The organism is Nitrospira sp., assembly GCA_024760545.1.
Classification (GTDB): Bacteria; Nitrospirota; Nitrospiria; order Nitrospirales; family Nitrospiraceae; genus Nitrospira_D.
Genome location: CP060501.1, coordinates 4,060,273 through 4,086,942, shown reverse-complemented (window position 1 = coordinate 4,086,942; position 26,670 = coordinate 4,060,273). Strand labels below are relative to the sequence as shown.

27 protein-coding genes, 1 tRNA gene and 1 pseudogene are annotated in these 26,670 nt (G+C 54.9%); 10 read left to right on the top strand and 19 right to left on the bottom strand.

Annotation, left to right across the window (positions count from 1 at the left end; translation table 11 throughout):
• Positions 1-36 precede the first annotated feature (36 nt).
• The 7 genes from H8K03_19275 to H8K03_19245 all read right to left on the bottom strand — a co-directional run bounded on the left by H8K03_19275 (position 37) and on the right by H8K03_19245 (position 9,398).
• The gene (locus tag H8K03_19275) at positions 37-1,761 is read right to left on the bottom strand and encodes an ABC transporter ATP-binding protein (protein ID UVT19895.1); all 1,725 of its coding nucleotides are present in this window, start codon (positions 1,759-1,761) and stop codon (positions 37-39) included.
• Between the two features lie 22 nt (positions 1,762-1,783).
• Positions 1,784-2,329 (bottom strand): peptide deformylase, encoded by a 546-nt coding sequence (def, locus tag H8K03_19270; GenBank protein ID UVT19894.1) that lies wholly within the window; start codon positions 2,327-2,329, stop codon positions 1,784-1,786.
• Between the two features lie 51 nt (positions 2,330-2,380).
• Positions 2,381-3,181 carry a HEAT repeat domain-containing protein gene (locus tag H8K03_19265; protein UVT22548.1) on the bottom strand — a complete coding sequence of 267 codons (801 nt, stop codon included), beginning with the start codon at positions 3,179-3,181 and terminating at the stop codon, positions 2,381-2,383.
• A gap of 42 nt (positions 3,182-3,223) precedes the next feature.
• Positions 3,224-6,295 (bottom strand): efflux RND transporter permease subunit, encoded by a 3,072-nt coding sequence (locus H8K03_19260; GenBank protein ID UVT19893.1) that lies wholly within the window; start codon positions 6,293-6,295, stop codon positions 3,224-3,226.
• A gap of 44 nt (positions 6,296-6,339) precedes the next feature.
• Complete coding sequence (locus tag H8K03_19255; protein ID UVT19892.1) at positions 6,340-7,521, bottom strand: efflux RND transporter periplasmic adaptor subunit; 1,182 nt, start codon at positions 7,519-7,521, stop codon at positions 6,340-6,342.
• Positions 7,522-7,561: 40 nt separating this feature from the next.
• Complete coding sequence (locus tag H8K03_19250; GenBank protein UVT19891.1) at positions 7,562-8,890, bottom strand: TolC family protein; 1,329 nt, start codon at positions 8,888-8,890, stop codon at positions 7,562-7,564.
• 211 nt (positions 8,891-9,101) lie between these two features.
• On the bottom strand, positions 9,102-9,398 hold the full coding sequence (locus tag H8K03_19245; protein ID UVT19890.1) for a hypothetical protein: 297 nt from the start codon (positions 9,396-9,398) through the stop codon (positions 9,102-9,104).
• Positions 9,399-9,541: 143 nt separating this feature from the next.
• On the opposite strand from H8K03_19245, the gene glgC reads away from it, so the two are divergent.
• The 3 genes from glgC (at position 9,542) to H8K03_19230 (ending at position 13,776) form a co-directional block, all read left to right on the top strand.
• Positions 9,542-10,780 carry a glucose-1-phosphate adenylyltransferase gene (gene glgC, locus H8K03_19240; protein ID UVT19889.1) on the top strand — a complete coding sequence of 413 codons (1,239 nt, stop codon included), beginning with the start codon at positions 9,542-9,544 and terminating at the stop codon, positions 10,778-10,780.
• Complete coding sequence (locus H8K03_19235) at positions 10,755-12,614, top strand: hypothetical protein (protein UVT19888.1); 1,860 nt, start codon at positions 10,755-10,757, stop codon at positions 12,612-12,614. Before glgC ends, H8K03_19235 begins: the two co-directional genes overlap by 26 nt.
• Positions 12,615-12,720: 106 nt before the next feature.
• Positions 12,721-13,776, top strand: a complete 1,056-nt coding sequence (locus H8K03_19230) for a DEAD/DEAH box helicase (protein UVT19887.1) — start codon at positions 12,721-12,723, stop codon at positions 13,774-13,776.
• 21 nt (positions 13,777-13,797) lie between these two features.
• Here H8K03_19230 and H8K03_19225 read toward each other — a convergent pair whose 3' ends face one another.
• Together H8K03_19225 and H8K03_19220 are read right to left on the bottom strand one after the other, a co-directional pair.
• The gene (locus H8K03_19225) at positions 13,798-14,781 is read right to left on the bottom strand and encodes a hypothetical protein (protein UVT19886.1); all 984 of its coding nucleotides are present in this window, start codon (positions 14,779-14,781) and stop codon (positions 13,798-13,800) included.
• Entirely contained in the window at positions 14,778-15,047 is a 270-nt protein-coding gene (locus H8K03_19220; protein ID UVT19885.1) for a hypothetical protein, read from the bottom strand. Before H8K03_19220 ends, H8K03_19225 begins: the two co-directional genes overlap by 4 nt.
• Before the next feature lie 230 nt (positions 15,048-15,277).
• On the opposite strand from H8K03_19220, the gene H8K03_19215 reads away from it, so the two are divergent.
• Positions 15,278-15,353 (top strand) — tRNA-Phe (locus H8K03_19215).
• A 184-nt stretch (positions 15,354-15,537) separates the two neighbouring features.
• Here the strand turns inward: H8K03_19215 and H8K03_19210 are convergent.
• Positions 15,538-15,855, bottom strand: a pseudogene (locus H8K03_19210) (tyrosine-type recombinase/integrase).
• A gap of 196 nt (positions 15,856-16,051) precedes the next feature.
• Here H8K03_19210 and H8K03_19205 point away from each other — a divergent pair.
• Positions 16,052-16,465 (top strand): hypothetical protein, encoded by a 414-nt coding sequence (locus tag H8K03_19205; protein UVT19884.1) that lies wholly within the window; start codon positions 16,052-16,054, stop codon positions 16,463-16,465.
• Positions 16,466-16,620: 155 nt separating this feature from the next.
• A complete protein-coding gene (locus H8K03_19200) occupies positions 16,621-16,791 on the top strand; it encodes a superinfection immunity protein (protein ID UVT19883.1) in 171 nt (56 codons plus the stop codon).
• A gap of 431 nt (positions 16,792-17,222) precedes the next feature.
• On the opposite strand, the gene H8K03_19195 is transcribed toward H8K03_19200, so the two are convergent.
• Together H8K03_19195 and H8K03_19190 are read right to left on the bottom strand one after the other, a co-directional pair.
• Positions 17,223-17,624 (bottom strand): hypothetical protein, encoded by a 402-nt coding sequence (locus H8K03_19195; protein ID UVT19882.1) that lies wholly within the window; start codon positions 17,622-17,624, stop codon positions 17,223-17,225.
• Between the two features lie 489 nt (positions 17,625-18,113).
• Positions 18,114-18,782, bottom strand: a complete 669-nt coding sequence (locus tag H8K03_19190; GenBank protein UVT19881.1) for a Crp/Fnr family transcriptional regulator — start codon at positions 18,780-18,782, stop codon at positions 18,114-18,116.
• A gap of 283 nt (positions 18,783-19,065) precedes the next feature.
• On the opposite strand from H8K03_19190, the gene H8K03_19185 reads away from it, so the two are divergent.
• Positions 19,066-19,398, top strand: coding sequence for a hypothetical protein (locus H8K03_19185; GenBank protein UVT19880.1), 333 nt, complete (start codon positions 19,066-19,068; stop codon positions 19,396-19,398).
• 182 nt (positions 19,399-19,580) lie between these two features.
• Complete coding sequence (locus tag H8K03_19180) at positions 19,581-20,114, top strand: hypothetical protein (protein UVT19879.1); 534 nt, start codon at positions 19,581-19,583, stop codon at positions 20,112-20,114.
• 164 nt (positions 20,115-20,278) lie between these two features.
• Here H8K03_19180 and H8K03_19175 read toward each other — a convergent pair whose 3' ends face one another.
• The 3 genes from H8K03_19175 to H8K03_19165 all read right to left on the bottom strand — a co-directional run bounded on the left by H8K03_19175 (position 20,279) and on the right by H8K03_19165 (position 21,680).
• Positions 20,279-20,590 carry an N-acetyltransferase gene (locus H8K03_19175; GenBank protein ID UVT19878.1) on the bottom strand — a complete coding sequence of 104 codons (312 nt, stop codon included), beginning with the start codon at positions 20,588-20,590 and terminating at the stop codon, positions 20,279-20,281.
• 575 nt (positions 20,591-21,165) lie between these two features.
• Positions 21,166-21,477 (bottom strand): hypothetical protein, encoded by a 312-nt coding sequence (locus H8K03_19170; protein UVT19877.1) that lies wholly within the window; start codon positions 21,475-21,477, stop codon positions 21,166-21,168.
• Between the two features lie 14 nt (positions 21,478-21,491).
• A complete protein-coding gene (locus H8K03_19165; protein ID UVT19876.1) occupies positions 21,492-21,680 on the bottom strand; it encodes a hypothetical protein in 189 nt (62 codons plus the stop codon).
• Between the two features lie 479 nt (positions 21,681-22,159).
• On the opposite strand from H8K03_19165, the gene H8K03_19160 reads away from it, so the two are divergent.
• Positions 22,160-22,471, top strand: coding sequence for a hypothetical protein (locus H8K03_19160; protein ID UVT19875.1), 312 nt, complete (start codon positions 22,160-22,162; stop codon positions 22,469-22,471).
• A 270-nt stretch (positions 22,472-22,741) separates the two neighbouring features.
• Here the strand turns inward: H8K03_19160 and H8K03_19155 are convergent, their stop codons facing one another.
• Positions 22,742-22,963: a hypothetical protein gene (locus H8K03_19155; GenBank protein UVT19874.1), complete on the bottom strand. Its 222-nt coding sequence runs from the start codon at positions 22,961-22,963 to the stop codon at positions 22,742-22,744.
• 907 nt (positions 22,964-23,870) lie between these two features.
• Between H8K03_19155 and H8K03_19150 the strand changes: the two genes are divergently transcribed.
• The gene (locus H8K03_19150; protein ID UVT19873.1) at positions 23,871-24,110 is read left to right on the top strand and encodes a hypothetical protein; all 240 of its coding nucleotides are present in this window, start codon (positions 23,871-23,873) and stop codon (positions 24,108-24,110) included.
• Between the two features lie 77 nt (positions 24,111-24,187).
• On the opposite strand, the gene H8K03_19145 is transcribed toward H8K03_19150, so the two are convergent.
• From H8K03_19145 to H8K03_19135, 3 genes are all read right to left on the bottom strand, one after another.
• Positions 24,188-24,598, bottom strand: a complete 411-nt coding sequence (locus H8K03_19145; protein UVT19872.1) for an arsenate reductase ArsC — start codon at positions 24,596-24,598, stop codon at positions 24,188-24,190.
• A gap of 86 nt (positions 24,599-24,684) precedes the next feature.
• The gene (locus H8K03_19140) at positions 24,685-25,155 is read right to left on the bottom strand and encodes a glyoxalase/bleomycin resistance/dioxygenase family protein (GenBank protein ID UVT19871.1); all 471 of its coding nucleotides are present in this window, start codon (positions 25,153-25,155) and stop codon (positions 24,685-24,687) included.
• Positions 25,152-25,529, bottom strand: a complete 378-nt coding sequence (locus H8K03_19135) for a helix-turn-helix transcriptional regulator (GenBank protein UVT19870.1) — start codon at positions 25,527-25,529, stop codon at positions 25,152-25,154. Before H8K03_19135 ends, H8K03_19140 begins: the two co-directional genes overlap by 4 nt.
• Positions 25,530-26,670: the final 1,141 nt, after the last annotated feature.

Here is a 26,670-nt window from a genome sequence, read left to right as displayed (position 1 = left end):
AAGACCGGCCACTCTTGCCGTCTTCCCGGTAGGCGCTCATACCTGGAACTGAGCCTCGTAGAGGCCCGCATAGACCCCTCCACGACTGAGCAGAGCATCATGCCGGCCATCTTCCACCAGCCGACCTTTATCGAGCACCAAAATCCGATCCACATCATGGAGGGTAGACAAACGGTGGGCAATGATGAACGTGGTTCGACCAACAGTCAGGTCGGTCAAGGCTTCGCGGATTTTCACTTCGGTCTCCGTGTCGATATTGGACGTCGCTTCGTCAAAAATAACGATGGGTGGATCCTTCAACAACACCCGCGCGATCGAAACCCGCTGCTTTTGGCCGACCGACAACTTGACCCCTCGTTCACCGATCCAGGTGTCATATCCTTCCGGCAATGCCGCAATGAACTCGTGCGCTCTCGCAACGCGCGCCGCCGCTTCCAGCCGATCCTGATCCGCGTTCAAGTCGCCGTACAGGAGATTGTCTTTCACCGTCCCGTTGAATAAAAACGGTTCCTGTTGCACAAACCCGATCTGCTCTCGCAGATACGCAATCGGAAGGTCCCGAATATCTGTTCCATCAATGAGGATCGCCCCGTCTGTCACATCGTAAAACCGCATCAACAACTTGAGCAACGTGCTCTTCCCGGCACCGCTCATCCCAACCAGTGCCACGCGTTCTCCTGCCGGCACCGTCGCTGCGAACTCTTTCAGCACGGGGACATCGGGACGGTAGTGGAACCTCACGTGGGTGAATCGAACCTCCCCATGGGCGCGCCGGCTCGGCGCGACCGCACCGGGACGATCGGCGACTTCAGGAACCGTATCCAGCACATCGAACACCCGCTCGCTCGCCGCCAACGCATGTTGCAACATATGATTGACTGAATGAATCTGATTGATCGGGATGTAGAACATCGCCAGATAGGACAGAAACAACACCATCTCGCCCAGTGTGAGGCGGCCTTCCATGACCTCTCCCGCGCCATACCACAGGATCAAGACGGTCCCGAAGGCCGCGACGAGAATCATTCCCGGCGAATAGACCGACCACAGCACCATCGCTTTGAGGTTCTTCTCACTATACGCGTGGCTCAGCCGGTCGAACCTGGCCTGTTCATGCTCTTGTCGGCCGAACCCCATCGTCTCCCTGATGCCGGACAACGAATCTTGCAGATAGCCGTTCAGCTCGGCGGCGCTTTGTCTGGTCTGCTGATAGTACCCGTGAACCTTGGACGTAAACCAACTCGCGGACAGGGCCAGCAGTGGAATCGGCAAGAGCGAAAGTGCCGCCAGCTTCCAGTTGAGCATGAATAACAGCCCCGTGATCCCGATAAGCGTCAACGATGCCGTCAGCATCCCTTCGAGCCCATCGATAAAGATCCGCTCGACATGCTCCGTGTCGTTTGTCACTCGGGACATGATCTCGCCCGTGGACCGATTCTCAAAATAGGTAATCGAGAGGCGTTGGAGGGCGGAAAAGATGTGCCGGCGAAGATCATGGACGACGGTCTGCTCAAGTTGATTGTTGAGCCTGATCCGCAGCGAGGCGAACAGATTTTTGAACACATAGGCGCCGACCAGGAGGCCGATCGCCCATGGCAAGAGCGACGCTTGTTTGGCCTGGATCACGTCGTCGATGATGATTTTGATGACCCAAGGAGGAACCAGCTCCATCGCCGTGGCGCAACCGGCGCAGACCAACGTCGCGATCGCGAGTGTCCGATGGGGCCGAAGATAGAGAAGAACGCGAAAAAGAGATTTCACGATCGGCCAGGCACGGAAGGCATTAAATCACGTTTGTGGGCTCTTGTTGCCAATACTGCGAGAACTCTTGAAGTTGCGTCAGGGTGGACATGTCCGTCATACGATCGAGAAAGACTTTGCCGATCAAGTGATCAAGCTCGTGTTGAATGCATACCGCATAGAGGCCGGTCGCCTCAAAATCCAGGGCCTTCCCTTTCCGATCGAGTCCTTTGACGCGCACCAAGGAGGGCCTCGTGACTTTCCCTCGCAGTCCGTCGACGCTCAGGCAGCCTTCCCAACTCTCCACCTGCTGTGGACCGTAATACACGATCGACGGATTGATGAGGACTGTCTCGGGGAACCCCCCTTCGCCCTTGCAGGCCATTACGACCAGTTGAATCGAGCGTGATACCTGAGGCGCGGCCAGCCCAATGCCCGGCTCGTCATACATGGTTTCAAACATGTCGTCGATCAACCGTTGCAGTTCTGACGATTTGATGTCTCGGGGATCGACCGGAGCGGCGATTTTGCGAAGGATCGGATTCCCCAGTTTGGCGATATTCAGCATGGTTCCCGTCTTCGTTTTCATATCATTATATTCGTAACATAGGAATCTCTTGGCCCGCAACCTCCCCCTTCGCTAGGAGCTCCGCTTCGACCGACGAGGTTCCGGAATCTCAAAGACGTCCTTGTTGGTGTCCCACCACTCGACCCATTCGTTCGACCACAGCGCACGATCCTGCTTGGTCGAGGTATCCCAATCGTGGAATTCGGTCTCATGGCGCGTAAGGATCCACAGCGATTGCAGCGCCGACAGGGCCACGAAGCGTTCGTCATCGCTTACGATCGGGATCAAGAGTGGAATCACGGCCCTTTGCCGGACATACCGCGCTTCAAACGCGGCAGCCTTTCTGACCGACGGATTGGGGTCTTTCGCCATCACCTCGATGGCTTCGGGCGCTTTGGCCGGATCCAGACGGACCGCAACCCGCAATGCATGTTCCCTCACGCGAGGAATTTCACCCTGCTCCTTTGCCGTGGAGATGAGCGCTGAAACCCCTGCTACCCCTTTCATCATCAACAGGGTCTCGATCGCATTGTACCGGATTCTCGGACTGGACATAGTGAGTGCCTTGACCAAGACCGGGACGGAGGGCTCTCCCAGATGGACGAATTCTCCCATGGCCCAAAACTCCTGTTTGCCTTCCAGTAACGGCAGCAAGGCCTCGGCACGCTGCAGTTCTTCGGGACTCAGCGGGCTCTTGTTCGGCGGGATCGAGATATCCGGTATCTCCGGATTCTTCGGCGGAGCCTCATAGGGCATTTGGACCCGCCATACCAGGGACGTTGTATCTGCAGATCCATACGGCGGTGTGACCCCTCCAATCAGACCGATCACCACAGCGATTCCAAACCGGAATAGGTATGATTGATTCACGATGACGAAACTCCTTTCACCCTCACAGGGGGCGACTGGCGCTCTCTATTCGACTTCTTCAAGACGATCGCGCTGATGCACAATTTCGTAGAGGACCGGCAACACCACGAGAATCAAGAACGCCGCCGTCAGCATTCCGCCGACAACCACGCGCGCCAAGGGCTTCTGCGCCTGGGCACCGATGCCGGTCGCAAAGGAGGCGGGCAGCAGTCCGATACCCGCACTCAAGGTCGCCATCAAAATGGGACGCATCTGTACATCGGCGCCGCGCAGCACGGCCTGTCGCAAGTCAAGCCCTGACTTCCTGAACTCTTCGATACGGGAGACCAGCAACACGCCACCCAATATTGCGACTCCCAACGTCGAAATCATGCCCACCGCGGCGGAAATACTGAAATGGGTATGGGTGATCACCAGCGACAGTGCGCCTCCCACCAGTGCAAAGGGGACAACGGCCAGCACCAGCAAGGCATTCTTGAGTGAATCGAAGGTCACATAGAGCAAGAAAATAATAATGACAAGGCTCACGGGAACGATCTTTGCCAGCCGCTTCTGCTCCGCCTTGAGTTGATCGTACTGCCCGGCCCACTCCATACGGTAGCCCTCGGGCAACGTGACCCGCTGTGCCAATCTCTCCTGAGCGTCTTCTACCGTCCCCTGAAGATCGCGGTCGCGCACACTGAATTTGATCGGAATATACCGCTCGTTGTTCTCGCGATTGATGATAAAGGCTCCGGTCTGCATCGTAATGGTCGCCACCTGTTTGAGCGGAATGCGCGCTCCATCCGGGGTGCTCACCAAAATATTGCCGATGGAGTCGACATCCTGACGATACTCGGGAAGAAACCTGACGACCAGATCGAAGAGCTTCTCTCCCTCATACACCTGAGTTACCGCTTGACCGCCGATGGCGGCTTGAACCACCGCGTTCACATCCGAGACCCGTAACCCATACCGAGCGCTGGCTTCGCGGGCCACTTGAATCAGCAGATTCGGCTGACCGATCAGCCGAAACACGCCCAGATCCTTTACTCCGGGAACCTCCTTCATCACCGATTCAATCTCGACCGCCTTGGCTTCCATGGTCTTCAAATCGGTGCCGAACAACTTGATCGAGTTCTCACCCTTCACACCGGACATCGCCTCCTCCACATTGTCTTCGATGACCTGAGAGAAATTGAAAACCACACCCGGTATGGTCTTCAACCGATGCTCGATTTCTTCGATAAGCCTGTCTTTGGTCATTCGTGGACGCCACTCAGACATGGGTTTGAGGCTTGCCAAGAACTCTCCGTTGAAAAAGCTGGTAGGGTCGGTGCCATCGTCCGGACGGCCCAGTTGAGACATGACCGTTTCCACCTCGGGTGATTCTCGGAATATGCGGCGGATCTCGTTGGTCAGTTGATCGGCCTGATCGAACGAAATGTCGACCGGCATCGTGGCTCGAACCCATAAGTTTCCTTCTTCCAAAGTCGGCATGAATTCACCGCCCAACAAGTGCAGCCCAAGAAACCCGAGCACGACGAGGCTTGTCGCAAAACCAATCACACCTATCTTATGCTCCAGCGCCCATGCAACAGCCGTCATGTAGCTCCTGCGTATGACGCCGATCACCGCCGTATCGGTTTCTTTGATCGGCGATCTCAAGAGAAACGAACACAGCACGGGTGCAAGCGTAAACGCCATCAACAGCGCGCCGACCAGAGCAAATCCGTATGTAATGGACATGGGCGCAAAGATCTTCCCAGGCACTCCGGTCATCGTAAACAGGGGCACAAACGCCACCACGATGATCGCCGTCGAAAAGAAAATGGGTCTTCCGACCTGGCGAGCCGCTCGGATGATGAGCTGATGAATCGTGATCCCGGGTGTTTTCCTGTGCGCCAACTGGAAGAAGATACATTCAACCATCACCAACGTCGCGTCCACAATGATCCCGAAATCGATCGCCCCCAATGACATCAAATTGGCCGACTGTCCGACAAACACCATCATCGTGAAAGTAAACAATAGGGACAGAGGAATCGTCAGTGCGACGATGACGGCCGCGCGGAGATGCCCCAGAAAAACAAACAGGACGATGAACACGAGCACCATTCCACTGATGAGGATGTCGGTGACCGTTTCCACCGTGGTATGGATCAGAGTGGTCCGATCATAGAAGGTCTTGATCTTGACTCCAGCGGGCAATTTCGATGCATTCAGTTCCTCGACCTTGGTTCTGACTTTATCCAAGACCTGTAACGCCTTATACCCGCGCTGAAGCAGCACGACACCTTCCACCACATCGTCACGGTCGTCAATGCCCACTTTGCCAAGGCGCACGCGATGCCCAACCGTCACTGTTCCCAGTGTCTTGATGAAGACGGGAGTTCCTTCCTTTTCCGCGACCATCACGTCTTCAATGTCGTTGAGATCGGTGATCAGTCCCAACCCGCGAATGTTGTAGCTCTGCGCGCCAATCGTCAAATAGTTGCCGCCGACATTGGCATTGCTGTTCGCCAGCGCCGTCAGGACTTGAGAAAGACTCACACCGTAGCTGATGAGTTTTCCTGGATCGATATCGACATGATATTCCTTCGTCGTGCCGCCAAACGTCGTCACGTCGATGACACCCGGCAGATGCTTGAACTCGCGGCGGAGCTGCCAGTCCTGAATCGTTTTCAAGTCCGTCAGGGTTGTTTGTGAGCCCGTCAACTCATACCGGTAGATCTCGGCTATCGCCCACCAAGGAGAAACCATGGGCTGCACTCCTTGAGGCAGTTGAACCGAGTTCAGACGATTCAACACTTCCTGACGGTCTCGAAAGATGTCGCCGTCGAAATCGAAATACACTTTGACGTCACTGAGGCCGAAAATCGAGAGCGACCGGATATCGGTGAGTTTGGGGGTTCCATTCAATGCGACTTCAAGGGGGATCGTAATCTGCCGTTCAATTTCCTCCGGCGAGTATCCGGGGAATTGGGTGATCAACTCCACCATTGGAGCGGATGGGTCCGGATAGGCCTCGATGTCCAGGAGATGGAATGCGTAGAGACCACCGAATAAAAGCAGAAACCCAAACGCACAGACCAGGAACCGTTGAACGAGCGCCACCTCAACAATTCTGGCAATCATGGATTCACGGGACCTCGTCGAGCAACGAAAGGACAGAGACCTTGTTACGTACCTCTGACCTGTTGTTCCTTGATCAAGACGGCTCCTTTAGTCACAATCCGTTCTCCTTGCGTCAGCCCCTCCACGATGCGGACCTGGTCCGGAGAGATATTCGCGGTCTTCACTTCCCGCTTGACGTACCGAGGTCCATCTTCGACCACGTAGACGAACTGCTTGCCGTCCGCTTCCAGCACCGCTTCCCGTGACACGGTGAGAAATTGCCCAGTGTCGCTCACATTGAGCTGCAGCCGGGCGAACATCTCTGGTTTCAATTTGTGGGCTTCGTTCTTCACGTGAGCCCGAACTTTGATCGTCCTGGAGGCGGGATCAACCACATCCCCGATGGCCGTCACCTTGGCCGGAAAGTCAACGTCCGGGTAGGCTTCAACCTTCACCACGGCTGCTTGGCCTTCCCGCACAAGCGCGAGATCCCGTTCATAGACATCGGCCACGACTTGCAGAATGTCCAGGTCGGCGATGGTAAAGAGCACATGATCTGGATCTCCGGTCACCGACTGGCCCGGTGTCACGGAGCGCTCCACGACGATTCCGGAAAGCGGACTTCTTAACTCAAAGAGAGAGGTGACTTGTTGTTTATCGAGGGGCTTATTCAATTCGTCCGGTGCGACCTTGAGCGAAAGCAATCGCTCTTTTGCCCGGCGAAACTCCGCCCTGGCCTTGATCAACTCGCTCTCAGCCTGTTTCAGATCTTTGAGAGGCAGCGCTTTGTTTTCGTACAAATCCTTCGCCAATTCCTGTGCTCGAGTCGCATATTGCAAGTCCGCGTCTTCCTTGACATATTCCGAGTACGCCTGTGCAATGTCCGGACTGTCAACGATAAGCAGGACTTTCCCTGCCTTTACTTGGTCTCCCAGATGAGCCCTGACTTCTACGACTCGTCCCTGTAACGGAGAAGAAATCCGTGAATACTTATCCTCGCCATAGGCGATCTTGCCCGAGAGGAACAACCCTTGCCGAGACGTATTGAACTCGACAACCATCGTCTCGACATGAGAGCCCATACCGGCCGACACTCCGGTCTTGGCTGACGGATGTGCGTCCACATCCAGTTTGGGAGGTTGATCGCGCTGGCCACAGGCTGAAAGTAACAGGATGATGGCGCTGAGGGTTAAAGCCGAGAGAAGGCCGAGAGAAGACTTGGGGAAACACCCCGAAAAGTTTTTCATCTTTGGATCTGACTGTTGGCCTTGGGTGTGGGTCGCTAAATTATGACGTGATTTCCTGCCCAACGGCATTTTCCAATTGAATCACATTCCGTTGGTAATTGAACAACGCTTCAAAATAGCTTTGCTGAATGGCCCTCGACGTCCGCGCCGCATCCAGCAAATCCAGCAGGGTCGCCCCACCTCGCTCATAGGCATGCTCCACGATTGTAAACGTCGACCGTGCGTCGTTGAGGACTTCGCTGAGAAACGCTTCGACGAGCCGGCGACTTTGAATAAGATTGTGATACGCGGTGTCCACCTGGTTCTCGACTTGGTTGAACGTCTTACCCAGATCGGCTTCCGCAACCTCTAGGGCCGCCTCTGCTTGCATGATACCGCCCTGGTTGCGATTGAACAATGGCAAAGGCAAACCCAGACTGAAAGCCATCTGGTTGGAGTTGTCCGGTCCCTTCGACCCTTGAACGGCATAACCTGCTCCGACCGTGACGTCCGGAATGCGGTAGGCCCTCGCAAGCCTCAGCTCTGCCTCGCGCTGTGAAAAGGTGAGCCGCTTGGCTCGGACATCGGGACGAGTGTCCAAGGCCATGCTGCGGAGCTTGACGATGTTCGGATCCACCCGCTTGTACTCCAGATCCGTCGTGAGCTCCATGAGGGTTGCGGGGGAGATTCGCAGCAACTGGCGCAGATCGGAACGGACCGATTCGACTTCTTGAATCGCCTGAATCACTTGCGACTGAAAATCGATGAACTGCAGTCGGATACGGATCAGGTCCACCTCGGCGATGTACCCTTTCTTGAATCGGACCGTATTGACCTCCAGGATTCGGGAAAAGCGGTCTCTGTTTTCCTCCGCCAATGTCAGCCGGCGCCGCGCCAGTTGTATGCGATAGTACCCGTCTTTCACCGAGAAACTGAGCTGCCGAACAGCGTCTTCAAAGGCCGCTTCTGCCGACTGGGTCCCGAATGCGGCACTCTCGATCCGATAGCCCCGCTTTCCGGCCAGTTCGAACAACTGCTGAATTTGAGGATAGACTTGCCCGCTGTTTGCCAGCGATCGACCTTGAACCGGCGAGGTTTCCAGGCCGAGAGATGCATACGGGTTCGGAAACAGTCTTGCCGTAATTTCCCGTCCCTTACTCGACTCGATCCCATACTTGGCCATCAGGAGATCGAAGTTCTGCCGAAGGAATAAACTGATGGCTTCTTCCAGGCTCAACCGCAACATCGGCGGCGGTGAAGACACGGCCTTGAAGGCGCTGCCGGAATCGCCACCCATCGGCGGCCCGGCAATGACCACCTCTTGATTGAGGGCAAGGCTACACAGCATCAGAATAAGGCAGGAGAAGGAAATCGCCGGACATCGAGCCATAGCGTATCCTACGCTTCTTCGCTCTCTCGTGGGCAACAAATATCGCGCCAGACTGGAGAACTCAGCGCGAGTCTGTACCCACGCATCACACGCATCGACAGCCGTCCGTTCCAACCAACTTGTGAAGGATGACGGCTATCCGATCACCACGAGCTCCGATAGGGACCGCATTGGGATGAAGACGGCAGGACATGAACCAGAGGATACACGACTACTCAAACTTGGAGTCGGCCGCGCGAAGATGCTTTCTGACTCGAACTTTTTCATGATGCTTGCGAAGCAACTGTCGACGGAGGATTTCACTGTTTTCTGCGACAATCCTGACCAGACGATCCATATCTTCAGCATGATCCCGAACGAGTTCGGACAGTTTTTGCATCTGCCCTTCCAACCGCTCCAGACGCCACGCCACATCGTCCAACTGGCCGGAGGAGGGCTTCGCCGAAAGCTTTGTCACGCGACTGTTGGTGCTCCGAGGTAGTGCGGCGACCACGACATCTCGCTTCATGCTGACTCCTTTGCTTCAGATACTTCGCACGCTGTGGACACCGACGAGTAGAACCGGATCTGGTCTAGTATTATCCGCATGGATCGGGAAGTCAACGATTCAGCTTCCTTTCTATTTCATGCCGGTCCTGCTAGAATTTACCAGTGAAAAACATTTTTACAATGGTCTTGGCCGGCGGCAAAGGCGAGCGACTCTTCCCACTCACAGACCAACGCGCGAAGCCGGCGGTCCCATTTGGGGGCAAATACCGAATCATCGACTTTACTCTGAGCAATTGCCTCAATTCCGGTCTCCGTAAGATCGCCGTTCTCATTCAGTACAAGTCGCATTCTCTCGATCGTCATATCCGAGTCGGCTGGGATATTCTCAACGCTGAACTGGGAGAGTATATCGCCTCCGTTCCCCCTCAGCAGCGTATCAGCGAAGATTGGTATCGGGGCACCGCCGATGCCGTCTATCAGAACATGTTTTTGATCGACGGAGAGCATCCCGAGTTCCTGTTCATCCTCGCCGGCGACCACGTGTATAAGATGAACTATGCGGAAATGTACCACTGGCTCATCGCGAAGAGCGCGGATGCGGTGGTCGGCGCCATCGATATCCCGGTCCAGGAGGCCACCCGCTTCGGCGTCATCGCAGTGGACGAGGATTATCGGATTACCCGCTTTGATGAAAAGCCGGCGAACCCCATTCCGCTTCCCAACGATCCTGCCCACGCCTTTGCATCGATGGGCATCTATCTGTTCCGCACGAAAGCGCTCCGCGAACACCTGATTGCCGACGCGCAAGGGGGCGGCGCGCACGACTTCGGGAAAAACATCATTCCGCGAATGATCGAGCAACGGCGGGTGTACGCGTTCAAATTTCATGACGCCAATAAGAAGGCCATCAAATACTGGCGCGATATCGGCACACTCGATGCCTACTGGGAAGCGAATATGGATCTGGTCGCCGTCGATCCGCAATTCAACCTGTACGACCCTGAATGGCCGATCAGAACCTACCAAGGGCAATTTCCGCCGGCCAAGTTTGTCTTCGCGCAGGATTATCAGGGAGGCCGGATGGGCGTCGCCCTTGATTCGATCGTCTGCGGCGGGTGTATCATCTCAGGCGGACGGGTGCAGAATTCAATCTTGTCTCCCAATGTCCGCGTGCAAGACCATGCCGATGTTCGCGAATCCATCGTCATGGAGAACGTGATGATCGGCGAGCATAGCCGTATCAAGCGCGCCATCATCGACAAGGGTGTCACGATTCCCCCCAACACGGAAATCGGGTACAATCGCGAAGCCGATGCTCAACGGTTCACCGTCACCGAATCGGGTCTCGTCGTGATCTCAAAGGGAATGAAGCTGCATGCCGCCGTCGATTCATCCGGTTGATCTCGTCACCGCCCTCCGCCAGAAGCACCTCACACCTGCAATCGTGTTCCTCACTTCACGCCGGGCCTGCGACGAAGCCATGGAGGCCTTCGATCATGCCGACATCGTCCTTCCGCCGATCCGGCAAGAGGCCATTGCCGGAACGCTCGAACGGGTCACGGCTCAGCATCCCAGCATTGCGGAACACCCGCTTCTTCCCATCGTACGGCGGATCGGCGTCGCCGCCCATCACGCCGGGCACTTGCCTTCCTGGAAAATCGCGATCGAAGAGTTGATGCGGCAGGGCCATCTCGATGCGGTGTTTGCGACCACGACTCTGGCCGCAGGTGTGGATTTCCCGGCTCGCACGGTCGTGATCACACAATCGAGCATCCGCAAGTCGCGCGATTTCACCGACCTGACGATCGGGGAAGTTCAGCAGATCGCCGGACGGGCCGGCCGCCGCGGGAAGGATCTCGTCGGGTTTGCGGTCGTGACTCCGTCTCCTTATATCGACTTGGCGGTGCTGACCAAAGGCTTGACCGGACAGCCCGAGGCGATCGACAGCCAATTCACGATCAGCTACCCGATGGTCTTGAACCTCTTGAAAGCCCATCCTCATGAGCACATTCAAGGGATTCTGGCCAAGAGCTTCGCGCAATTCCAGCTCAACCAGCGCGCCGAACTCCTCGAACAAAAACTGGACGTGCTCCATGTGCAACTGGAACCGTTCGGCCCCCGCGTCTGCACCGATTGGATCACCCAGTGGCAAACCTTCGATCATGCGCGCAGACACCGCCCCACGCGGCATCAGATTCACCGGTCGGAGTCTCCGGAAATCTCGGCTCGCTTGCCGTTTTTGACGCCGGGGCGCGTGGTGGGGCTCACCAAAGGACGCGGAATTGTGCTCCGGCAATATCGGAGCAAAGGCCAAAAGAACTCCATGCTCACCGTCCTGCGACCGGACAACGCCGTCACCGAATGCCCGGCCACAAGCATTAAAGAAGTCTATGACCGCGTGTACGAATGCGAAGAGATTCCGATGTACCCTTGGTGTTCGGCCGAAGCATTTGATCGGCTCAGTTATCAGCTGGAAGAACTGCCGACGCGATTGCCCGTCCTTCCCATTCTCGTACCGACCCACAGCGAGCCGCTGCCCGATGCGATCGTGCAATCGCTGGGTGATTTTCCCTGCCCGACGTGTTCTTCACGCGCAGCCTGCCAGAAAGACTTCCACACGGCCTCGCGGCTTCGCCAGGAACAGCAGCGCCACATCAAATCCATTCAAGCGCTGCGGACCAGTTTATGGCATCGTTTCCAAGAGCGCGTGGAAGTGCTCCAGAACTTTGGGTATCTCACGTTGGCGGCCCAACTCACGACTGAAGGCGAATGGGCCAGGCTCATCCGTATCGATCACTCGCTGTTGATTACGGAACTGATCCGTGCCGAAGCCTTCACAGGCGCAGAGCCGTCCCTCCTCACGGGCATCATGGCCAGTCTGGCCCACGATGACGACCGTCCCGGCGCCTTTCCGCGCATCAGCCCCGGACTGAGCTCGCTGTTGGGGCAGGTTCGCAAATTGGCGGAGAGTTTATCTCCGTATGAAGACCCTCCCCTCCTGCGCGCGGACGTCGCAGCCTTGGCCGAACGTTGGGTCGCCGATCCTACCCTCACGTGGATCGGGCTTTGCCGATTGACCACCATGGCAGAAGGCGACATCTACCGTCTGCTTGCCCGAACCCTGGAGTTTCTGTCGCAGATTCAGACGCTGAAACACACTCATCCCGGCCTGGCTGATTGTGCCGCGAACGCGATTACGCTGATCCGCCGTGGCGTCTTGGAAGAATTGCCATAATGAAAACGTTGCTCATCGCTCGTGAAGGGTCGTTCGCAAGCACATGCTTTCCTTCTCCGATCCGCGTGCGCTTCACACGTTCCACTTCACCTCTGTCGAGAAAACTATGACGACCGACGAACTTGAACAACTTCTCGCACAGCAGCCCGTGGGCCTCTTGCATCGCCTTGCGCGCGGCCGCATCCATCGGCACTTCCGTGCCGGCAAGCGGCGCATCATCGAGCTGCTTCTTCAACACTCGAGCCACAATCGTGCAGGCTTCGAATCCGACCTGCAGGCACTGATCGGAGAACGGCAATCTCGCCCAGAACCAACGTCGCCGCCCATCCATCGCCCTCCAGCGATCGCTCACAAGAAGAGGTCCATACAGGGGGCGGAGCCGGAATCCTCCGAGTCGTCCGTCTCACTGTCGGGCTGGCTGGAAGGCATCGGGGTTCCTCCTCCGCAACCATTCGTGCCGGATCCCTGGCAAAGCGAGGCCTTGTCCGCTCTGAATGAAACCGACGTCGTGATCAGTGTCCCGACTGGAAGCGGGAAAACCTATGTCGCGGTCGAGGCAGCCCGTCGGGCCATGGAAGACAATCGCACTGTCATTTACACATCGCCCCTCAAGGCCTTATCCAACACCAAGTACACGGAGTTTTCCCGGATCTTCGGCCCGGACAAAGTGGGCATTCTCACCGGAGACCGCCAAGAAAACGGTCAAGCGCCGCTGCTCATCATGACGACGGAGATTTTGCGCAACCTGCTCTATGATGCCGCGAGCGGAGAAATCGATGTTCGATTGGATACGTTGGGACTTGTGATCCTGGATGAGTCGCAATATATCGCCGATCCGGAGCGAGGAGTCGTGTGGGAAGAAACCATCATCTTTTGCCCATCGCAGGCCAGACTGCTGTTGCTCTCCGCCTCGATCGGCAATCCTCAGGATATTGCCGATTGGCTGACCTCAATCCGGACTACCACCTGCCGGCTGGTGCGCCACGGCAAACGCACGGTCCCCCTCAGAGCCGGTTACTTACACCCAAATGGGAAACTGACTCCGCTCTTCCGGACGCTGGGAATTCCATACGGGCACCCCAATCAGCTTCATCCGGAGGCCAAGCGCCTCTTTCTTGAATACGAAGATGAAACCCTGCCGTCCGGACGCACAAGACGCTAGCCAGGTTACGATCCGAATTGATCAAAAGGATGCGGTGAGGCCGACCGTGGCACCGTGGCGGAAGGTTTGCAATTCAGTGAGGGGAGCCGTTTCAGTATCGCCTCCAAGGGCATGGACTTTCCATCTCCCGTAGTACGTCCGGTTCCACATGACGCGATAGCCCGCCGTCAGCGCAAGTCGACGAGTCAGCATAATCTTTATGGACGGCTCAATACTCGCGCCTACTCCCACCCCCCACATCGAGAAGCTTGGATCCTGCTGCAAATCATCCCGCTGAAAATGGATGTCCTCATTGAACACGACACTGGCGGGAGAAAAGAGCATCTTCACATTGGCACTGACTCGTTGCACGATTTCATATTCGAACTGTCCGCCGATTTGTAGAGGAGTGATCCAATGGGTCGTGTTCTTGATCGCGGGTAATGTTGGGGAAGTCGGGCCACAGGTGAGCACAGTCGAGTCGCAGCTGAGCCGGCTAATCCCGGTCGCTTCGTACGTGGTTCTCCAATACTGAAAGCCGCCCAGGAGATCCAGATGTCCGCGGCCATTTGAAAAGTCGACGGCCCGATATCCGGCATTCCCGCTGACATACCATGTTCCTTTGCCCGTGGTGTCGCTACTCGTGCGAGAGAATAATCGCTGCCCTACCAAATAATCATCATCGGTCAGCGACCCTCGATCAAAATCCACCGAGAAGCCGAAATGCCCTTGCAGGTAAAAGCGACGCGCGAGATTGAATTTGGCTCCAACGTCAAGAATATGAGTATCGCTGTCCTTAAACGTCAGCTTGGATGTTGGATCACCGAGCACGGGATTCAGCCCCGACGCATCATGGCTCCACATGGTTTCGCCTGTCGTATACAGCCATGATCCGACGGATAACTCCAATCGCGGCCGCGCTTGCGGTTCAGGATCTTGCCCCCAGGCGGAGACAGCCGGAATCACCAACACCATGAAGGCAACCGCCGAGCAGACCCATCCTGGCACCTCACGTGTTCGGATCACCGCCGGACGCCTCCACGCTGGATGACGACCGTATCGAAGCATCGTTCAGTCTGGTCCGGCATGGCTCGTCCACAGGCGGCTTTAATATCCTGCTCCTGCAGATTCCGTTGAATGAATGCGGAGAACCAGACCAGCCATGTGCCGATGATTGCAAGCAACACGGCACTCGCCGCGATATAGCTCCAAGCCGTCCAAGGAGATGTGGAGCTGTTCGGGATGACAACAGGAACTGCCTCTTCTCCCTTCACGAGATGAACGGATGCCATGACGTATTCCTCTGCAAAAAGATAACTCAACCGAACCGACCACCCGATCATACCCGACACCATGCTCACTGAATAGACTTTTTCACTCTCTCTCGCCGACTGAACCGATGTCTCCGCTGTGTGCAAAACATGTGGAACTCTGATCATCCACCTTGGTAAGATGCGTCCGGCGATTTTGCTGATTCCACATGTTGGAACGATCAATCGCTGTACGATCGCAACTCTCCCGTGCCGAGGTAGCTCAGTTGGCAGAGCACAGCCCTGAAAAGGCTGGTGTCGACAGTTCGATTCTGTCCCTCGGCACCACATTTCGCATACTTAGGAATTCCGCGTCATAGGCAGGTGGCACTTGAGTGGCAGTAAGTGGCACCTGGGCCACTTTTTTACCGGACAGAACGTCCAACGTGAAGGTTTCCAACCGCACGACTGCATCGCGCAATCGGCTTTCCCAGTTGTGAATGCAGTACTTGGCAGAACCGGGCAATGGCTCCCCTTTCAACGTTTGAATCACTGCATAGTCGACACCGCATTGCGTGAGCCATGTTGAAAACGTATGTCGGAGATCGTGGAAGCGCAGATTGTGCACCCCTGCTCCCTCGCAGGTCCGAATCCAACTGTGTTTGAATGAGTTGCCATCCTTCCATTGACCGAAGAATCGTCCTCCGATTCTAGGCAGGTCACCTTGAAGAGTTTCACAGGCTAGCCCATTAAGTGGCACAATCTTTGGGACTCCTTTGATTCTCGTTTCAGCATCCCGCTCTAGGCGCGAGGGGGTTAGTTTGCACTCTGCTTTCACCAGGCCTGCCAGTTTCGTTGGATAAAAGTCTAGGGCTGACGGATTCCATTAATCAGCTGATAAGCGTTCAGTTTTGACCATTCGTCGTTTGACAGCGATGCTATTGTCCGCCCGAGCCTCACAAAACAATGGTGTGCTGGCACAACCCGAATGCCTTACGGCCGAGCGACGATGGCCGCAGAGGGTGTACGAGCAGGAGGCAGCTATCATGCACACTCCCCCACTACCTCCCAATGTGATTTGGATTTGTCGAGCATGCTGGCGGCAGAGGTCGGATGATGACGCGACTCTGCCTCCCATCCCAAGCTTCATCGGTCTCTGTGCGGAATGCGATGCAAAAGATCTCCCTCTTGTCTATGTCCAGGTAGTTCCCACATCGATTCATACCTATAAGGGACGCTCGATCAGATTGACGCTCGGAGAACAGGATAGACACTGGGGATGCCATTTTTTAGTGATTGAACTCGGGAATACACAGGCAGCGTCTCCCAAGGGGTTTGTGGTCGGGGGGAATTATTCTTACGCGGACGCGGAGGCGAAAGCGCTGCAAGCGGCGCAACGGCTCATCGATTCAAAAGAGCTCGCCGTCCCCTCCCCGACACGCAGCACTCAACCCTCATGAGAAGTCGATGGTTGCGACGCTCTGTCAGGGAGTCATGCTGGGCTCGGTCCAGATATAAGGAGTCGAAGCGTATAACCCGACAAGCGTAAGGATTCGAGACAAGGGGAACCTGAGCATCTCCTGTGCGGACCATGCCGAATTACGAAGAGTATATTATGCAAACACCGGGGGGCCTGATCGTTTACTTCATCCCAAGTATCGTCGCTGCGGTACGAATGCATGATAACTGGATTGCGATTTGCGCACTCAATTTCATACTGGGCTGGACTGGAATCGGATGGATCAGCGCCCTAATATGGGCCATCCACAAACCGGAGCGGGCATGATATGCCCGTCTAACAAGGATGCACGGCGAGGCCTAAGCCGGTTCGCTGTGATGGCGGTGCCGAACTCCGCGGTTGACTGGCCTGGCCATTGAGCCTACGCACAATTTTCTACAATTCACCCTGGCGGAGTGGCAAGTTTTCTCTGACCCGGAGACGCTCAGAGTTCGGTCTTTGGCCGGATTGCAGACTCCGCTCAATGAGCATAGAGCCAATTTATAGTTCCGCATTCACGGCAGATTCCGAACGAAGCTCCTTTGGCCGGAAGCGGTGTATTCGGGTTTTCAACGATCCAACATTTCCAGCACACTCTGCTGTAACGATAGAAGAGCCCCATGGTCCATGTTCCCTTCTTCCCTAACGAAGATTGTCTGTCTACAGCCAAAACTCTCAAAAGTCCGGTACATGCAGGGGGGGCTCAACGGAGGAGACTGCTATTTCTTTTTTGGGCAAATCACGACGGTCGCTTCAACTTGACCATCTTTTGGACTGACCATCACCAGCATGCCCTCATGCTCCAGGACCCTCTTGAACAAGGTGGCATAACCATCATCGTATTGACGTGGCTTGGTTGTGGTCTCGCCGCTTTGGCGATTGTATGAGCTTTCGAGAACATACGCGTCCACGGTTTGCGTGCCGTTGGTCCGCGCTTTGCTCGTGACGCGCCAGAAACGCTTTTCCGGATCGAGGAACGCGCTCGCGATGTCTAGGCTATTATTGGAACACAACCTCGCACCTTTCGACACCTCCACATACTCACCTCTATCCTCAAATTGAGCGAAGGATGACACGGGCAATCCAATCACGATTCCAAGAATAAGTATGTACAGAGACATGGAGCCCTCCTTCATTCAAAATGGCATGTTCATGAATGCCCATCAATCGACCTGTACCATCCGCTCATCGCATCGAGACAGGCGCGTGAGAGGCAGGCTTCCTGCGCGAGATCCCTCGCGTTCTCCCCACACTCTGAAAGCGATTGGCACGAACGACGGCATCCTCGATACACCCACAACTGATGCAGCGTGTGGCTGGATCTAGGGAGTTGGTCTTGATGTTCAATTCACCGAAGGTGTCTTGTACAAGGAGTCCTCGACAGCGTTGGCAGAGCATACATCCTCCCTCCGCGCCCAATGACGCACCAGGCATATTCCTATCGAATGGAACCAAGCCTCTTATCTGCATCCACACCTTCTCCATTATGGATAAAGCATAATGGAAGGGCCGGCTGCCGTCTGTTCACAAATGCTCAAGGGAACGAATACTAGATGGGCAGGATGCGGCCTGGCGCTACTGATTCAACAAAGCGGAATCAGATGAAGATTCTAGTCGTGGAGCACAACATTGAGGAGAGAACTATGCACGTGCAATCCGTTGTTCCGGCGTAACCCGCCTTTGTAATCAATGAACCCCAGCTTGCGGAACTTATTCATAAAGAAACTGACGCGAGAGCGGGTGGTGCCGATCATCTCGGCCAACGTTTCCTGATTGATCTTCGCAATGACCGTCTCCGGCTTACTCTCCTTGCCAAAGTGGGCCAACAACAGCAGCGCACGCGCCAGCCGCTTCTCACTGGAATTAAACAGTTGATCCACTAAATCCTCTTGGACTCGAATCGAGTGCACCAGTAAATACGACGTAAATGCCTCGGAGAACTGGGGCTGCTCCTGAAGCAGGCGGAGCATGACGGCTTTGTCGATGCGGAGAAGGCGGGAGTCTCCCATGGTGGTTGCCGTGGCCGGACAAATCGTCTGTCCCACGAGGCAGGACTCTCCGATAAAAGCCCCCGGCTCAAGGATTGCCACGACGGCTTCCTTACCCTGTTCAGACACCACCGTCACTTTCACCTTGCCGGCCTGGATATAAAATACCGCCTCACTTTTAGCGCCCTGTGAAAAGAGAATCTGTTTTGGGGAGGACGAGATAATCGTGGTGCCGTGGCCGGCCTGACTGAGGAAGGTGTCCAGATTGAATGGCGTTTGATTGCGGGCCATGTGTCGCCCTTCATCCTTTTTCGAGCGACCGAGCCGGCCAGGAATGTGACAGATTACCGCTTCACGGGTTTGTTCTCGCGTGAGAGTCTTCTATCAAGCAAATACTATTCTCAGCTTACTGCTTACGGCGACGATTTACCAGTGTGACCTCTGGACACGCGTAGCCCTAGTAGTAGATATAGAAAGTGGCTAAAGTGGCGCCACGCCTTGTAAGCCCTTGATCTTGAAGAGCATGGATTGGTATATTTGTCACGCCTTTTTCCTTCTATGTGGTTGATTTATTGTGTTTTCCTTACGCCCTGAAAAGGCTGGTGTCGACAGTTCGATTCTGTCCCTCGGCACCACCCATCTTGTTACTCTTCCATGGGGAACCCTGTGGCTCGTCGTCATGCTGTGCGTCTGTGTACTGGTGCAGATGTTCGGCCTGCCGGTGACCATGTTGAGCCTCTTCACCACTTCCGACATGCTCACGGGATCAATCTGCGGAGATCCCTTGGTCCTGCCTCTCGCACCTGAATTACGTCCCTCGAACGCGCTGCGTCTTTGCATCGTCGGGCATCCAATCCCCTACTTACCGGTGTTGGCCACTTCGGTCTTTCATCCGCCTTTGACCTAACCTCTCCCCTTTCTACATATATGCATCGGCCACCGGGTTCTGACCGGGAAGATCCTGTCAAGCCTCGTGTACGAAGGCTCGCGAGGAAGAGCCGCGTGACTGGTCATCGATCCGTCGTCATCTAGATCTTGAACCTGAAGCTGCCCGTATTTAGGCGGGCAAATATCCGTTGGAGAGGATGCGTGGACCTTCTCATTCTTTGTCTCATTGTCGTGATGGGCTGGGGTGCGTGGATGGGATTTCGCCGCTCGTCACGTCAGCGCCAAGGCAGCGCCAGCCCGCATCACCACGACACGCCATCGCAAAAGGGGTCCAATCTCACCGTGGAACCTGCTGAGCTGGTCGACATGCCGGAGACGCACAGTCGGCTATTCACAGCCGAGGACGAACGCCATGCGTTCGAGGCCGGCCAGCCGATCTGGATCCGTTACGAAGATAAATCCGGCGTGGTTACGGGACGGGTCGTCGAGATCTATCGCCCAAGCGAGGATGAAGTGATCTATACCTGGTGCCGCAGGAAGCGGGCTCCGCGCACCTTTGTCCGCCGGAAGATCAGTCACTGGCGACTGCTGCCCGAGCGTTTCGACTTTGATCCGATCGTGGCCCAATACTGGGATGAGGAATGGCTTCGCGAGCGGTTCGAAAAAAACCCGTGGAGGCGCTGGCTGCGGCGTCAGCCGAAGGAGATTGCCGACCGGTACAGTAATGACACATAAACAACCTCACGGTGCGGCAGCACTGGAACACGCATTATTGGCGGAATACGTCCCGAAGATTCTGGAAGATCACGTTGCAGATCTTGAATAGAAGGGTCTGCCGGCGAAGGGGAAAGCGCATATATCGGCACCTTGCCGACCGATTCAGCAAGACGATGATCTTACTAATCAGAAATCAAATCCTGATACTCACTATGTCGCCGGAGCCAACTGGCGGCATAGCCACATATGGGCACTGCGTTCAGTTTTTCTTCGCGCACCACTTCCATTAATTTACCCATGAATTCCCCGGCCGCACCCTTCCCGCGCAATTCCTGCGGCGCAAAAACGTAATTTATATAGAGCGTATTCTTATCCTTGTGGACATTGGCGTAAACCACCAGGTTGCCGAACGTCATTTCATAGCGTTTTTCAGCCTCATTATAGGTTACTTGATTGTTTGGGATCATGGCTTGCAACTCCTGTTGAGTATCCATCAATAACATTTTCGAACTGTGGACGTGGGAAGGCCAGGGTGAGGCTTATTGGGACCTTGGGCGACCGCTCTCTGCCAAGAAGAGGCGAGCCGGTTTAATGCCGCATTGTTGGCATCGACCGATGGAAAACGAGACCTTCGGGAGTGCGGTGATGGGCTTGATATCCAAAAAGCACGTTTGGCAGAGGAGTTTCGGATTCGGTGGTAGCATGGCAGTCTCCCTGACCGCAATGGTCCGGGGTTACGTCTTCGGCCTGATCGCAGGCTTTGCTCGATGAGAATACAGCCAATTTATGGTTTCACATTCATGGCAAATTCCGAGCGCCACCCTTTTAGATCGAGGTGATTTATTCTGGTTTTCAACGGCCCAACATGTCCTGCAAAGGAACGTCACACACTGCGGCAATCTGACTATTCCCATAACAAAGCCTCCCTGAGCATACGGGCACGCGAAATCGGTTCGAACGTCCTCATCTCATGATGTCAGGCGACAACTTTTAAGAAATACACGATGAAGACAATGATCAGAGCCACGAACAGAAGGAACGGGACATTTCGCCGGCGAAGGCGCATGGCTCATTCCTCCAGAGGACCGGCCCAGAGGTATGAGTCGTGGATCGCACGTGACAAGGCACGCAGAAAGGCCTCGGGTTCTTTCAGCGGATGGAGACGGACAGACTTCCCTTTCTCATGGACCATGAGAGGCTTCTCGATGAAGCGTGTCAGAATCAGCCGGCTCTCCGGATTCACGACGAGGAGTCCTCCCTCGAGGCTAATGCTCCCAACTTCTTGATCACCAGATCCGTCGAGCGCGAGTTCGTAGAAGCGGACTTTCACGATGGCGGTGCCATAGGTTTCATTGTGTTCCTCGCAAGATCTGCTGGACATTTATCTCTTTGGGGTCAGCCTCTCTGCGGGCGATGTGAGCCTCCCCAGAGTGAGAGCCCAATTGCGACGACATAATATGCGACCGCGACAGCAACCAAGGAGAAATTGGACCCGTGCCACACATTCAAGAACACGATTTCATTCAGAAAGAGCGCGAGGAACAACATCACAAATCCTAGAACATTGAACCAGCGCAGATTCATGGTCGCCCCCTTCGTTGAGATCGCGACTCGCTGGATGACAATCGGTCGACTAGCAGGAACCCCTGCCGAATAGCCTCGACAACGTTTCAATCCGTTCGGGCTTCTGCAAGAGGCGGACCGAGGGAGCAGGACCGCCATCAACAACGCTGAGAGCAGGGAGACATTCAGCTTCGTCGCACACTTGGAACATAGATGGCAGTTTGGTCCTTCCGCCTGTGATACTCACTTTCCGCACAGCATGCTCGTGCGGTTTACCCCTGATTGGATGGGAAACCTCAGACGGGTCGGACTACGCGCTCACTGCCTCAAGGGTTCTGAGGGTGTCTCATTGTCATGCGTGCTCGAGGGGCGAAGGGTTTGATAATTTCGTTACACCACCACACTATCTCGTTTTTAACCAATGGTCTGTCCAAGGTGTATTCCCAGCTTCGGATACACGTAGCCTATGCAAGGCTATGTGAAACCTACACGGAGGTCATATGAAGACAGGAATACTATCCATGCTTGTGGTCGGACTATTGGGCTCCGGAATCGGCATGACACACGCAGCAGATCCCATGGCGGAAAAAGAAGCCAGTCCCACCATCAAAGAGCGCCTCACGAAAGATTCGATCACGGGAGTTTTGATGAATATCGTGGGAGAGCATTACTACATAAAAGATGAGGACGGCATAGACCGAAAGATTCAGGTCGACAAGAGTACGAAGCTCTACAAAGTGCTGCCGGGCGACCTGGTCAAAGCCTATGTGACGGACCAAGGCCATACGACGACGTTGCAGCGTGCGAATTGAGGAGACAGCCATGACCGAGAAGACATGCGCCCATCCTCGATGTAAATGTTTCGCTGAAGCGGGAAAAGAATTCTGCTCTGACGAATGCCGTTCCGCCCATACCGAGGGAACCGCTTGCCCCTGCAACCATCCGGGCTGTCGGACCACCAAGTAACGCCGGTGGTCTGGGTCTCAGCACGGGTGCGTAGAAGCAGGTGAGGGCAAATGGATATTTGTTAGTGGACGCTGAGGTTTCTTGTATCGACGGGTTCCCACCAAGCCACTTGAACATTAGGTAGTGGGTTTGAATGAATCGATGATGCGTTGCGCGACGTTCCTTGCAGCAGCCACCGCTTCGGCGAGTGTCGCAAAGGTTCCCTCGGGATACCCTACTCGTTGGTCTGACGGTGTGCTCCCGTCTTCAAGAATCGCATACTGGCAACGCCAGCTTCCATCGGCTTCTTGACCGGGAGTCAGCCTGATCGTGCGGAAATTTGAGGGATTGTCCTGCATCCCTGTGTCCTCCAAGACACAGGAAAGCTTTCCTCAATTGGTCTGTTTTGTAAACAATTCTGAGTGTTCCAGTGACGCGGTCTTTTCAGGGCCATGAGGGAGATGTTGTCACTAGTCTTTTTCCTAGTACTACGGCCGATCAAGGCCTATTAGTCTGGGGATCCTCTCTAAAGGGGCCAAGGCAACGGCCTTGGAAAGGAGAGTCAATGATGACTACAACGGACAAATACTGTTCCAGATGTTCCGGTATGTTGTCGGTGTTAAGACCCAGGACCGAAAATGAAATACGGTTTAGCTGGGCGAGTCTTCGCCGGCATGGCGCGGTCACTCAAGATGGAATGTGCGATAAATGTGGGCGGACCGAAAGTCTTACCTATTATCGGATTCCAGGCTGACCCAGATTCACGGCTAAGTAATCCCCTTCCGTTCCCGCCAAGCAGTATCCTTAACACTCCAGATGGCGCTCCGCTGATGCAGGCGCCCTGAATCCATTTTTATTCTATACGAATCAGATTGATTCACTTCGTAGATGCGGTCGCTTTTGGAAACCTTTGGATTTCCATGAGATTCCCCCAGGCGCGCTCCTTGCTGGGGCATTCCTTTCTATTCGATTCATCCCCTGAGATAAGGGCCTCCATGGAGCGATTGAGCGATGTGCAACTCTTCATGATCATTGTCGCAATCTTGCTCTTGGTTTGGGGCATCGCGATACTCGTGGCTCCATAAAGTTCTTCAGTATGGTTAAAGAGTTCGATGGTGAGACGGTCGAACAGCGACCGAAATGAGTTCAGCGGAAAGTCCCGGGACATGGCCTTGGAGATGCCTCACTCTGGCGCGGGCCCACGATAGCCACTGAGGTCGAGGCCTCGATCAAAGACCTACCGAGAAAGTAGACAGCCAAGAGCAAATGACCAAAGCGGTGACCTACAGAGGATTCACCATTCAGCCCGCACCTCGACATCTCGCGGAGATTGGCATGTGGGGATTGAGCCTTCGCATTTCGTGGACCACTAAACACAACGAGCAGATCGTGTGTCCATTTTTCACGGCTGATGTGTATGCGACAGAGGACGAAGCTGCGACCCTCAGCATTGCCTATGGCAAACTCATCATTGATGGCAAGATTCCCGGTTCATCGGTTGGATAGCCAGCCCGGTTGGCTATGACCTCTGAGTACTCAATTTAATGTGGCGCTTGGAGAGCACTCGTTCTCAGCTGATTGGATCACCCAACTTCTGCTAGAAATCGGCCGATCTGAGCCGCGATTTCGTCTCTCACTCGGGAAAAGTGCCTTGGTCGGCTTTCTTCCGAGGCCGCAGCGGGATCATCAAATGGCCAATGCAGCGCTTTATAGACCGCGGGAAGGACTGGACACGACTCCTTGGCTCGATCACAGACGGTAATGACGTAGGTAAACGACTGCCCGACAAACTCTTCGACATGCTTCGAACGATACTGACATACATCGACGCCAATTTCCTGCATGGTGACGACCGTCATGGGATTGAGCCCGGCTGGATTCGTCCCTGCGCTTGCAACCTCGAAACGGTCTTCCGCCAAGTGACGGAGAAGCGCCTCTGCCATTTGGCTACGCGCTGAGTTCCCCGTACAGAGAAAGAGTACTCGCTGCTTCATGCCATTCCAAACCAGTGCGCATCAAGGCTTCTGCCATGATCGAGCGGCCATAAGCTACCAATGCAGATCACCAAGGACTCTCTTCATCAACCGCAACACCCGGCAGTCTTTTCAGATGGTTCACAGCACGCAGGTTGTTCCGTTGTGTCGGGAGTACAACAGGCTCCCTGCACTTCAGGTGACTCCCCGAATACCTGTACGTCTTCCATTGTCTTGTAGGTTTCCCATGGGATGCCAGACGGGTCGTGTACCCAAGACTTGTCGGACTTGGCATGGCAGCATACCGTTTCGCCCTCGTCGAACAACGAGAGAGCAGCACTCTTCAATCGTTCCCGAATTTCCGCGAGTTCCCCATCTTCCTCAACCTGAATGCCGAGATGGTCAACCCCTTTCGTAAGCGCGCGGGTGGAAATGGCAAAGTTCACCCGAGGATCATCGAGCAACCACTTCGCGTAATCCGCCTTGATTTTGATGGGTGCGGTGCCCAATAAAGCACTGTAGAACTTAATGCCCTCATCGATATTGTCCACGCCGACATGCACATGAAAGCGTTTCATGATCGTGCCCCCTTCGGTTGAGATGTACAACAATCTGAGAGTTCAATGATCGAGCAGCCACGCTTCTTGTCAGAGCGGATGCTCGCAAACTGGGTACTGCAGCAATCTTTGACCATGTACTGAATGAGCGTGTTGAAGAAGTCGAAGTTGGCCGCGTAGATAATCGACCGCCCTTCGCGTCTGGAGGAGATCAGTTTAGCGTTGTGCAGATGATTGAGATGGAAGGACAGCGTATTGTGCGGGACATTCAACGCCCCACTAATCGTTCCTGCCGGCGTTCCTTCCGGCCCGTGTTTCACGAGCAGACGAAACACCTGCAACCGAGTTTCTTGTGAGAGGGCATCGAAAGCAACCAGAGCTTGATGAATGTCCATATGTCTAGAGTAATAGACATAATATCATCCTGTCAAGCATCCCATTCCTGCACCGACCCCTCTAAAAATCCCCTCCGGCGCAAGGCTGGAGAGGTTAATCCGTTCAGAGAAGGGGTAATGAAAGAATCGCCCAGCCTATCAATGACTTCAGCAACCTCCTCGGCCTGTTTAAGTTTCTCGACGGGTAGCCTATGGGCCGTCTCGCGGTTGTACCCCGGGACGGTTTCATAGGTTCTTTTTGTGGGCTAGGGCGTTTGGGTGAGCACTTTGATCTAAGTCATTCTTCCAGACCGCGCCTTGTTTGATGAAGATTTTTTCATGGGCAATTCATACTCTCTTCATCTCTAGGATGTATAGTGATCGCAGCTATCGTCAGGCACAAGAAAGGTCAACAGACGAAGCAGTCTACCCCGACATCTCGCCTGTTGGCGGCCTAAGGAAAGTCGTTTGGATCACCCACCGGACGGACTCCTTAGGCTTCTTGCCTGGTGACCAGTGCATTATCCTTACTGTCTATCTGTGGCTCCTTTCCCACCTTCTCCACATCTTAGAAAGACTACAGTTCAGAGCGCCCGGCTATCAGGACATGAGTGATCCATGAAGAAGTGTTCACGAACTCATCATGGAAGATTCATGTTCGAGAGGCACAGGCGGCTCCGTGGTATAATGAAGTATGCCTTCCAAGAAGCACCCTAAGCCCCGCCACACTGTCAAAAACAAATGGAAGCGCCGCAAGAAGTTTGACTCAAAGTCCGCAAGTAATCTGCTTATAGACACCAGTCGGATACCGTGGTTTCCAATCATTCCCAAGACCGGTACGGACGCCTAGCCGCGTTGCCTCTCCCGATCAGGCTCAGTGCGAAATTCATCCAGGGGTTATCGACCGAGCGAAGCAGGGACATCCCGAAAGCTGCCTGAGCGGTTGCATTCATGAAGCGAGAGGGGCACGGGGGAGTGTGAGCCGGATGCAGATCTGGCTTTTCGCGATACTGGGAGCAAATATTGCGGCGGTGCACATAGCGCCTGCTTATGTTTGTTCGTTATACCGTTTTGGTCATCGATCACCGATCCCGCGACACCCGCTGACGATTTACATGATGCGTCGCGCAATGATCAAAGCAGCAAATAGTCGAATCGGTCG

Excerpts from the sequence above, each read along its gene's own strand:
- H8K03_19230 (UVT19887.1), top strand. The coding sequence starts at position 12,721 with ATGACGACCGACGAACTTGAACAACTTCTCGCACAGCAGCCCGTGGGC.
- H8K03_19135 (UVT19870.1), bottom strand. The coding sequence starts at position 25,529 with ATGGACATTCATCAAGCTCTGGTTGCTTTCGATGCCCTCTCACAAGAA.
- H8K03_19205 (UVT19884.1), top strand. The coding sequence starts at position 16,052 with ATGCACACTCCCCCACTACCTCCCAATGTGATTTGGATTTGTCGAGCA.
- H8K03_19190 (UVT19881.1), bottom strand. The coding sequence starts at position 18,782 with ATGGCCCGCAATCAAACGCCATTCAATCTGGACACCTTCCTCAGTCAG.
- H8K03_19150 (UVT19873.1), top strand. The coding sequence starts at position 23,871 with ATGACCAAAGCGGTGACCTACAGAGGATTCACCATTCAGCCCGCACCT.
- H8K03_19145 (UVT19872.1), bottom strand. The coding sequence starts at position 24,598 with ATGAAGCAGCGAGTACTCTTTCTCTGTACGGGGAACTCAGCGCGTAGC.
- H8K03_19155 (UVT19874.1), bottom strand. The coding sequence starts at position 22,963 with ATGCAGGACAATCCCTCAAATTTCCGCACGATCAGGCTGACTCCCGGT.
- H8K03_19260 (UVT19893.1), bottom strand. The coding sequence starts at position 6,295 with ATGATTGCCAGAATTGTTGAGGTGGCGCTCGTTCAACGGTTCCTGGTC.
- H8K03_19195 (UVT19882.1), bottom strand. The coding sequence starts at position 17,624 with ATGTCTCTGTACATACTTATTCTTGGAATCGTGATTGGATTGCCCGTG.
- H8K03_19165 (UVT19876.1), bottom strand. The coding sequence starts at position 21,680 with ATGAATCTGCGCTGGTTCAATGTTCTAGGATTTGTGATGTTGTTCCTC.
- H8K03_19140 (UVT19871.1), bottom strand. The coding sequence starts at position 25,155 with ATGAAACGCTTTCATGTGCATGTCGGCGTGGACAATATCGATGAGGGC.
- H8K03_19245 (UVT19890.1), bottom strand. The coding sequence starts at position 9,398 with ATGAAGCGAGATGTCGTGGTCGCCGCACTACCTCGGAGCACCAACAGT.
- H8K03_19160 (UVT19875.1), top strand. The coding sequence starts at position 22,160 with ATGAAGACAGGAATACTATCCATGCTTGTGGTCGGACTATTGGGCTCC.
- H8K03_19220 (UVT19885.1), bottom strand. The coding sequence starts at position 15,047 with ATGGCATCCGTTCATCTCGTGAAGGGAGAAGAGGCAGTTCCTGTTGTC.
- H8K03_19250 (UVT19891.1), bottom strand. The coding sequence starts at position 8,890 with ATGGCTCGATGTCCGGCGATTTCCTTCTCCTGCCTTATTCTGATGCTG.
- H8K03_19175 (UVT19878.1), bottom strand. The coding sequence starts at position 20,590 with ATGGATACTCAACAGGAGTTGCAAGCCATGATCCCAAACAATCAAGTA.
- H8K03_19255 (UVT19892.1), bottom strand. The coding sequence starts at position 7,521 with ATGAAAAACTTTTCGGGGTGTTTCCCCAAGTCTTCTCTCGGCCTTCTC.
- H8K03_19235 (UVT19888.1), top strand. The coding sequence starts at position 10,755 with ATGCCGCCGTCGATTCATCCGGTTGATCTCGTCACCGCCCTCCGCCAG.
- H8K03_19200 (UVT19883.1), top strand. The coding sequence starts at position 16,621 with ATGCAAACACCGGGGGGCCTGATCGTTTACTTCATCCCAAGTATCGTC.
- H8K03_19170 (UVT19877.1), bottom strand. The coding sequence starts at position 21,477 with ATGTCCAGCAGATCTTGCGAGGAACACAATGAAACCTATGGCACCGCC.
- def (UVT19894.1), bottom strand. The coding sequence starts at position 2,329 with ATGAAAACGAAGACGGGAACCATGCTGAATATCGCCAAACTGGGGAAT.